Source organism: Marilutibacter maris (assembly GCF_006546735.2).
Classification (GTDB): Bacteria; Pseudomonadota; Gammaproteobacteria; order Xanthomonadales; family Xanthomonadaceae; genus Marilutibacter; species Marilutibacter maris.
The window spans coordinates 1-8273 of sequence record NZ_VICD02000004.1 but is presented as its reverse complement, the minus strand read 5'-3'; the positions used below and the strand labels follow the sequence as shown (position 1 = coordinate 8273).

Genomic DNA, 8273 nt, shown 5'->3' with positions numbered 1-8273 from the left:
CCGCGGGCGCCGAAGCGCGGTAGACTGTGCGGCTTCCGCATTGACGCACCCCGAACATGCTGCAGAAACTCCGCGAAAAGTCTTCCGGCCTGCTGGGCACCATCGTTCTCGCCATCCTGATCGTGCCGCTGGGCCTGTTCGGCATCGATCAGTACCTGGTGCAGAACACCAACGACACCGTGGCGCGGGTCGAGGCGCCGCCGAGCTGGTGGCCGTCCGCCCCCACCTGGTGGCCCGCATCGATGCTGTGGCAGCAGGAGGAGGTCAGCCGGGACGATTTCCGTACCCGCTTCGACCTGGCCCGCCAGCAGGCGCGCGCGCAGCAGGGCGAGGCCTTCGATCCGCGCGAGTTCGAAAGCCTGGAGAACAAGCGCGAGGTCCTGGAGGCGCTGATCGACCAGCGGGTGCAGGCACTGGCCTCCCGCAGCGCCGGAATCGCGGTCAGCGACGCGTTGGTGCGAAAGACCATCCGCGACATTCCCGCGTTCCAGATCGATGGCGAGTTCAATGCCGAGCGCTACCAGCTCGCACTGGCTTCGCAGGTGCCGACGCAGTCGCCGAAGGCGTTCGAGCAGACCGTGCGCGAGGGATTGCAGCAGAGCCTGGTGCCGGTCTCGCTGAGCGGCAGCAACTTCGTCACCGCTTCCGAGATGCAGCGGCTGATCCGCTTGATCGGCGAGCGCCGCGACGCGCAGATGCTGTTCCTGCCGCCGCAGGAGCAGGACGAGACGGAAGTCGGCGAGCAGACCATCAAGAGCTGGTACGAGTCCCATGCCGCGGATTTCCGCGCGCCGGAGACGGTCACCCTGGAGTACGTCGAGATCCAGGCGTCGGAGCTGCCGGCGCCGGCACCGGCCGACGAGGAAGTCCTGCGTACCCGCTATAAGAACGAGATGGCCAAGTTCGTGACGCCCGAAGAGCGTCTGGCATCGCACATCCTGATCGAGTTGGCGCCGGATGCCGACGAGGCGGCGCAGAAGGCGGCGCAGGACAAGGCCGCGCAGGTGGCCGCGCAGGCGAAAGCGGCGGATGCGGACTTCGCCGCGCTGGCTTCCGGGAACAGCGACGACATCGGTTCGAAGGACAGCGGTGGCGACCTGGGCTGGGTCAGCAAGGGCATGATGGTCGGGCCGTTCGAGGAGGCGCTGTTCGCGATGACCGCTCCCGGCGTCAGCGACCCGGTCAAGACCGAGTTCGGCTGGCACGTGATCCAGCTGCGCGAGATCAAGAGCGGCGAAGTGGAGCCGTTCGAGCAGGTGCGCGACGCGCTGGCCCGCGAACAGGCCGAGGCCGATCGCGAACGCGCGATCAACGACCTGATGACCGGTGTCGTCGATCAGGTCTACAAGAATCCGAACAACCTCGATGGCGTCGCCGCCGAGGCGCAGTTGCAGGTGCAGAAGCTCGGCCCGGTTTCGCGCGACAGCGGCGACGGCATCATGGCCAATCCAGCGGTGAAGCGGGCCGCGTTCGACGAGGCCCGCATCCAGGACGGCACCATCAGCGATCCGATCGAGATGGAGCCCGGGCACCATGTGCTGATCCGGGTCGCCGCCCACCAGCCCGAGCGCGCCCGTCCGCTGGACGAGGTCCGCGACGAGGTGATCGCGGCGGTGCGCGCCGACCAGGTGATGCAGGCGACCAAGGCCGATGCCGAGGCGCTGCTGGAGCGGTTGAAGAAGGGCGAGACGCTGCAGGCGATCGCCGAGTCGAAGTCGTTGCCGGAGCCGCAGGCGATGCCGGGCATCATGCGCGGCATGCCCTTGCCCGACGCCGCGGTCAACGAGGCGATGTTCGCCGTCCAGGCGCCGAAGGAAGGCAGCCCGACGCCGGGGATGGCGATGTTGTCCAGCGGCGGCGCGGTCCTGTTCACGGTCGACAAGGTCACTCCGGGTGACGGCGAGACGATCGGCGAGGGCGAGCGCGAGATGCTGCGCGAGCAGCTGCGCCAGGTTGCCGGTGTCGACGACCTCAAGGCCTACACCGCCAGGCTCCGCCAGCAGATGCAGGTGTCGGTGTTCGAGGAAAACCTGTAACCGGACGATTGCCGTCCGCGGCGACGGCTCGGGCCCGACCATGGCCGCGACGCCGCCACCGCTTCGTCCCGAATGCGAGAAGGCCCGGCATCTGCCGGGCCTTCTGGTTTGCGCGCGATCCCCACGCCCCGCAAGGCGCGGGGCGCAGACGGCTCACTCGCCGCTTTCGCCGATTCCGGTCATGCCGAGGATGTTGTAGCCGGCATCGACGTAGGTGATCTCGCCGGTGATGCCCGACGCCAGATCCGAGCACAGGAACGCGGCGGCGTTGCCGACGTCCTCGATGGTGACGGTGCGGCGCAGCGGCGCGTTCTCCTCGACGTGGCCGAGGATCTTGCGGAAGCCGGCGATGCCGGAGGCGGCCAGGGTCTTGATCGGGCCGGCGGAGATCGCGTTGACGCGGGTGCCCTCGGGGCCGAGGTTGTAGGCCAGGTAGCGCACGCTGGCCTCGAGGCTGGCCTTGGCCACGCCCATCAGGTTGTAGCCGGCCAGGGCGCGCTCCGCGCCGAGGTAGCTGAGGGTCAGGATGGCGCTGTTGCGGTCCTGCATCAGCGGGCGCGCGGCCTTGGCCAGCGCCGACAGCGAATAGGCCGAGATGTCGTGGGCGAGGGCGAAGTTCTCGCGGGTCAGGCCGTCCAGGTACTGGCCGGCGATCGCCTCGCGCGGCGCGAACGCGATCGCGTGGACGACGATGTCCAGGCTGTCCCAGCGCTTGCCCAGCGCGTCGAAGCAGCTCTGGATCTGCGCATCGTCGGTCACGTCCAGCGGCAGCACGATGTCGCTGCCGGCTTCGGCAGCGGCGGCTTCGACGCGCGACTTGAGCTTGTCGTTCTGGTAGGTGAAGGCCAGTTCGGCACCCTCGCGGTGCATGGCCTCGGCGATGCCGCTGGCGATCGAACGCTGGCTGGCGATACCGGTGATCAGGGCGCGCTTGCCTTGCAGAAAACCCATGGAAACTCCCTCGCTGATGGGACATGGCCGCGGATGCGGCCGAGCAAAGACTCTAGTTTAGGGCCTGCGGGCGCCCGGCGTATGCCCCGGGCAGCGTCGGTGCCGCGCGATGGCCCGTCCGGCTCAGTCGGCCTGCGCCGGAGCCAGGCGCAGGCGCTGGCCCGGTTGCAGCACGCTGTTGGTGGTCAGGCCGTTGAGCGAGAGCAGTTCGGCGACGCGCAGGCCGTAGCGGCGCGCGATCGTCCAGGCATTGTCGCCGCGGGCCACCACGTGCAGGCGCGGCGAAGCGGCGACGATGTCGGATGCGTCGGCGACCGTCGTCGCGGCCGTGGCGGTCGGCGCATCGGCCGTGACGGCGGCGACCGGGAGCTCGGTCGCCGGTGCCAGCAGGTAGGCCGGACGCCCGCCCGGACGATGGATGCGGCCGTTGGCGTAGACCGGGTTCAGGCGCTTCAGGCGCGCCGGGTCCTGGCCGGCAAGGTCGGCGTACTGGGCGACCGTGCGCACGCCATCGGGCAGGGGAACCGCTTCCAGCCGCGGCACCGGCCGGTCCAGCGCCTGCAGCCAGGCCTCGTCGTCGGCGGCCTCCAGCATCAGGCAGGACAGCGCGTGGATCTTGCGCACATAGGCCTGGGTGATGCCGGGCATGCCGGGCAACTGCTCGGGCTCGGCATCGCGCGCGGCCAGGCCGCCGCGGCGCAGCGCTCCCAGCACGCGGTACTCGCCGGCGTTGTAGGCCATCACCGCCAGCCGCCAGTCGCCGGCGAACATTCCGTGCAGGGTCTTGAGGTAGCGGACCGCGGCGCGGGTCGAATCCACCGGCGACAGGCGTCCGTCGTAACGCGAACCCACCGGTACCTTGTGGTTGCGCGCGGTGACCTGGACCATCTGCCACATCCCGACCGGGCCGGACGGGCTGCGCGCGGCGGGCTTGTAGCCGCTTTCGATGAACGGGATCAGCGCGTACTCGGTCGGCAGGTGCGATTGGCGCAGGGCGTCGACCACGTAGCCGAACAGCGGCAGCAGGCCGTCGTCCTGGGTGGCCAGGCGGTCCGGCGCATGCGCGAAGTGCCGGCTCCAGCGGGCACTGGTATCGGCGTCGCACTGCGGGTCGGACAGCCCCTCGCGGAAGTTCTCGAAGATCTCGCGGCCGTTGCGGGTACCGGCCGGGAGCGGGGCCGGGACGGTCGCCTCGGCGGCCACGGGGGCGGCGACAGGCGCGGCGGTGCTGTCCGCGGTCGTCGTCCCGGGGGCGTCGTCCGCGGCGTGGAGCGGGGCGGCAAGACAGGCCAGCAACAGCCCGGCGACGGTCGCGAACCCGGGGCCGGCCGGGTGTCCGTGGCGGCCGCTCATGCGGCGAACCCGTCTTTCCAGCGCCGCAGTGCGGCGAGCGTCTCCACCGCATCGTGCGGCGGCCGTCCCGACTGGCGGGTCACCGCGGCGATGACCGCAGGTTCGGTGCAGCGCAGGAACGGGTTGCAGGCGCGCTCGTCGGCGAGCGTGCTGGGCAGGCTGGGATGTCCGGACCGGCGCATGGCCTTGGCCTCCTCGATGCGACGCTGCAGCGCCGGATTGTCGGGTTCCACCGCGTGTGCGAAGGCGGCATTGGAAAGCGTGTACTCGTGCCCGCAGCAGACCCGGGTGTCGCCGGGCAGGGCGGCCAGGCGTTGCAGCGATGCGTGCATCTGCGCCGGGGTACCTTCGAACAGGCGCCCACAGCCCAGGCTGAACAGGGTGTCGCCGCAGAACAGCCAGCCGTCCTGGCCGCGGGTGAGGTGGAAGGCGATATGGCTGGAGGTGTGTCCCGGGACCTCGATCACCGCGATCCGGGTCCCCAGCAGGGCGAAGCGGTCGCCGTCGCCGACCCGTTGGCAGGCGAAGGCGATGCGCGGGTCGTGCGGCGCGTAGACCGGCAGTCCAGGCCAGCGCTGCAGCAGCTCGGCGGTGCCGTCGATGTGGTCGTAGTGGTGATGGGTCAGCAGCACTGCGGCCGGACGCAGACCGTCCGCGGCGGCGGCGAACACCGGTGCGGACTCGCCCGGGTCGACGACGATCGCGCCGCCGTCCTCGCCGGACAGGGTCCAGATGTAGTTGTCCTGGCGCGAGGGCAGGGCCTGCAGACGCATGCTGATACTCCTTGGAATCCTGCCGGCAAATCGCGCAGAATCGAACCCGATTGCGACCGCCAGACCTTCCATCCAGACCGGCTCCTTCGCCGGCGTCGCCCGCCGGCCGGACACGATCAGGCGACCATGCCCGCGCTGCACCCGTCACGTCAACCTGAACAGCCGAACGCCGGTCCGCAAAGCGGCGCGGCCGGACCGCTGTGGTTTGCCGGGCCGCGCGCGCGCAGCCTGCTGCGGGCCGAGACGCGGGCGATGGAGCGGGTGCTCGCCGGCATTCCGGCGCTGCCCTGGGTCTGCGTCGGGGCCGAGGGCGCCGAGTGCCCGCACAGCGAGAGTGGCCGGGGCCTGCACCTGCGCCGCGGCGCGGGCGGTTTCGACGGCGCCCTGCGTTGCGCCCTGCCATGGCCGCTGGCCAGCGAGACGTTCGGAGCGGTACTGCTGCAGCACGCGCTGGACGACGGTTTCGGCGATACCGAGGCGGTGCTCGGCGAGTGCATGCGGATCCTCGCGCCCGGCGGCGTGCTGTGGCTGGCCGCGCTCAATCCGTGGAGTCCGTACCGGGCGCGCTGGTGTCGCGCCGGGCTCAGCGCGCACGGACCGGGTTACTGGCAGGCGACCCTGGCCCGGGCCGGGTTCCCGGCCGATGCGGTCAGCCTGCAATGGCTGGGGCCGCGCTGGCGTCCGGACGACGGCGAGGCCGGCGTCGGTGCCGCCGACCGCCTGCGCGCGGGCATCGCGCTGACCGTCAGCAAGCGCGTGCATGCGGCGATCCCGCCGGCGGCGCTGCGCAAGCTGCGGCTGCAGACCGGCCTGGGCTCGGTGCGAACACATGCGGGCGTCTTGCGGCAAGACCCGGGGCCGAAGCCATAATCCGGCGATGACGTCTGAATCGAACAAGTCCGTCGAGATCCATACCGACGGCGCCTGTCTGGGCAATCCCGGCCCCGGCGGCTGGGCCGCATTGCTGCGCTACCAGGGACGCGAGCGCGAGCTCAGCGGCGGCGAGGCCGACACCACCAACAACCGGATGGAACTGATGGCCGCGATCATGGGCCTGGAGTCGCTGAAGGAGCCGTGCCGGGTCGCGTTGACCACCGACTCCCAGTATGTCCGCCAGGGCATCACCCAGTGGATGGCCAACTGGGTCCGGCGCGGCTGGAAGACCGCCGGCGGCGATCCGGTCAAGAACCGCGACCTGTGGGAGCGCCTGCACGCCGCGGCCGGGCGCCACCGGGTCGACTGGCACTGGGTCAAGGGCCACTCCGGCGATCCGGACAACGAGCGCGTCGACACCCTGGCGCGCAATGAGGCCGTCCGCTTCAAGGCGGGCGGCTGAGTCGGCGCCGGCCGGCGCCGCGATCGCTCCGACGGCGGGGTGACACGGCGGCGGCGGCCGGGCACAGTGTTTTCCACAGCGAGCTTCCGATCCGTTCATGCGCCAAGTCATCCTCGACACCGAAACCACCGGCCTGAGCTGGGAGCGGGGCAACCGCGTGGTCGAGATCGGCTGCGTGGAGTTCGTCGAGCGGCGCCCCAGCGGCCGTACCTTCCACCGCTACCTCAATCCGCGCTGCCAGTTCGAGGCCGGCGCCCAGGAAGTGACCGGACTGACCCTGGAGTTCCTCGCCGACAAGCCGTTCTTCGAGGACATCGTCGACGAGTTCGTCGAGTTCATCGATGGCGCCGAGCTGGTCATCCACAACGCCGCGTTCGACGTCGGCTTCCTCGACAACGAGCTGCGCCTGGCCGGACCGCAGTACGGAAAGCTGGCCGACCGTTGCGCGATCGAGGATTCGCTGCTGCTGGCGCGGCAGAAGTTTCCGGGCCAGCGCAACTCGCTGGATGCGCTATGCAAGCGGCTCGGCGTCGACAATGCGCATCGCCAACTGCACGGCGCGCTGCTCGATGCGCAACTGCTCGCCGAGGTCTACATCGGGCTGACCTCCGGGCAGGAGGAGATCGGCTTCGCCGACGCGTCGGGGACGGGCGCCGCCGATCCGTCGACGGCGGCGATGTTCCAGAAGCGGATCGATCGCCCGCGCCCGCGGGTGAGCGTCGCCGAGGTCGAGCTGGCCGCGCACGAGGCCCGGCTGGCGGTGCTGCGCAAGAAGGCCGGGCATGCGGTCTGGGACCGGGCCGAGGCCGACGGCGAGGGCTGAGAGCAGTGCGCGGCCCACGGGCCGCCCGGCGGTGCGCTAGTGGCTGCGCACCAGGATCACGGTGATGTTGTCCGAACCGCCGCCGTCGAGGGCGGCGGCGACCAGCGAGTCGACGCATTCCTGGGCACTGCAGTCCTGCTGGGCCAGGACCCGGGAGATGACGCTGTCGTCGACCTCTTCGGTCAGCCCATCGCTGCACAGCAGCAGCTGCATGCCGGGGCGGAGCTCGCCGGTCATGGTCTCGACGTTGAGGTTGCGCGGATCGGTCACCCCCAGCGCCTGGGTCACCACATTGCGGTGCGGGTGGCTGCGGGCCTGCTCGTGGGTGATCGCGCCGTTGGCGATCAGCTCCTGGACATAGCTGTGGTCCTGCGACAACTGCGCGAGGTGACCGTCGCGCCACAGGTAGACCCGGCTGTCGCCGACCCAGGCGACCTCGAACAGGCTGCCGCTGACCCGCGCCGCGACCACGGTCGTGCCCATCGGCAGGGCGTCGTGACGCCGCCGCGAGTTGCGGATGATCTCCTCGTCGGCGATGCGGATCGCCTGGATCAACGGGGTGCCGTCGCGGACTTCGCGGACGATGGTCTCGCGGGCCAGGGCGCTGGCGACCTCGCCGTACTCGTGCCCGCCCATGCCGTCGGCGACCAGCCAGAGCCCCATCTCGGTGTCGCCGTAGTAGGTGTCTTCGTTCAGGTCTCGGCGCAGGCCGGCGTGCGTCAGGTGTCCGAATTCGATCATTGGGGGAACATGCCGCTCGCGTCAGAGCCTCTGGATTCAGTCAACGGAATCATCGGTGCCCAGCGGCCGCGTGGCAAGGCGTGCGGCAGGGGGAGGTGGGGCCTGGAGGGTGGGGTTCTTGCGGGGAAGGCAGCGCGCGCCTTGAGGGATGGCGGCGAACGGGTCGGGGGATGGACTCGGGCCATCCGTGGCCCTCGCCCCTGCGGGGCGGCCTTCGGCCGTCCAGATCGGCGGTCGTGCCGATCTGTCGAACCGCGCTG

The 8273-nt window shown here is 70.7% G+C and carries 8 protein-coding genes; 4 read left to right on the top strand and 4 right to left on the bottom strand.

From position 1 onward, the window contains the following. Positions 1-56 precede the first annotated feature (56 nt). Positions 57-2036 (top strand): peptidyl-prolyl cis-trans isomerase, encoded by a 1980-nt coding sequence (locus tag FKV24_RS00315; protein ID WP_141480755.1) that lies wholly within the window; start codon positions 57-59, stop codon positions 2034-2036. Positions 2037-2189: 153 nt separating this feature from the next. Here FKV24_RS00315 and FKV24_RS00310 read toward each other — a convergent pair whose 3' ends face one another. The 3 genes from FKV24_RS00310 to gloB all read right to left on the bottom strand — a co-directional run bounded on the left by FKV24_RS00310 (position 2190) and on the right by gloB (position 5113). Continuing rightward, positions 2190-2987, bottom strand: a complete 798-nt coding sequence (locus FKV24_RS00310; RefSeq protein ID WP_141480754.1) for an enoyl-ACP reductase FabI — start codon at positions 2985-2987, stop codon at positions 2190-2192. Positions 2988-3110: 123 nt separating this feature from the next. After that, on the bottom strand, positions 3111-4340 hold the full coding sequence (locus FKV24_RS00305; protein ID WP_141480753.1) for a lytic transglycosylase domain-containing protein: 1230 nt from the start codon (positions 4338-4340) through the stop codon (positions 3111-3113). Further along, positions 4337-5113 (bottom strand): hydroxyacylglutathione hydrolase, encoded by a 777-nt coding sequence (gene gloB, locus FKV24_RS00300; protein WP_141480752.1) that lies wholly within the window; start codon positions 5111-5113, stop codon positions 4337-4339. Before gloB ends, FKV24_RS00305 begins: the two co-directional genes overlap by 4 nt. A 126-nt stretch (positions 5114-5239) precedes the next feature. On the opposite strand from gloB, the gene FKV24_RS00295 reads away from it, so the two are divergent. The 3 genes from FKV24_RS00295 to dnaQ all read left to right on the top strand — a co-directional run bounded on the left by FKV24_RS00295 (position 5240) and on the right by dnaQ (position 7272). Further along, positions 5240-5983 (top strand): class I SAM-dependent methyltransferase, encoded by a 744-nt coding sequence (locus FKV24_RS00295; RefSeq protein WP_141480751.1) that lies wholly within the window; start codon positions 5240-5242, stop codon positions 5981-5983. Positions 5984-5990: 7 nt separating this feature from the next. Then, positions 5991-6449 carry a ribonuclease HI gene (gene rnhA, locus FKV24_RS00290; protein ID WP_141480750.1) on the top strand — a complete coding sequence of 153 codons (459 nt, stop codon included), beginning with the start codon at positions 5991-5993 and terminating at the stop codon, positions 6447-6449. Positions 6450-6546: 97 nt separating this feature from the next. Then, positions 6547-7272 (top strand): DNA polymerase III subunit epsilon, encoded by a 726-nt coding sequence (gene dnaQ, locus FKV24_RS00285; protein WP_141480749.1) that lies wholly within the window; start codon positions 6547-6549, stop codon positions 7270-7272. A gap of 36 nt (positions 7273-7308) precedes the next feature. Here dnaQ and FKV24_RS00280 read toward each other — a convergent pair whose 3' ends face one another. Then, the gene (locus FKV24_RS00280; protein ID WP_111266070.1) at positions 7309-8013 is read right to left on the bottom strand and encodes a PP2C family protein-serine/threonine phosphatase; all 705 of its coding nucleotides are present in this window, start codon (positions 8011-8013) and stop codon (positions 7309-7311) included. Positions 8014-8273 lie beyond the last annotated feature (260 nt).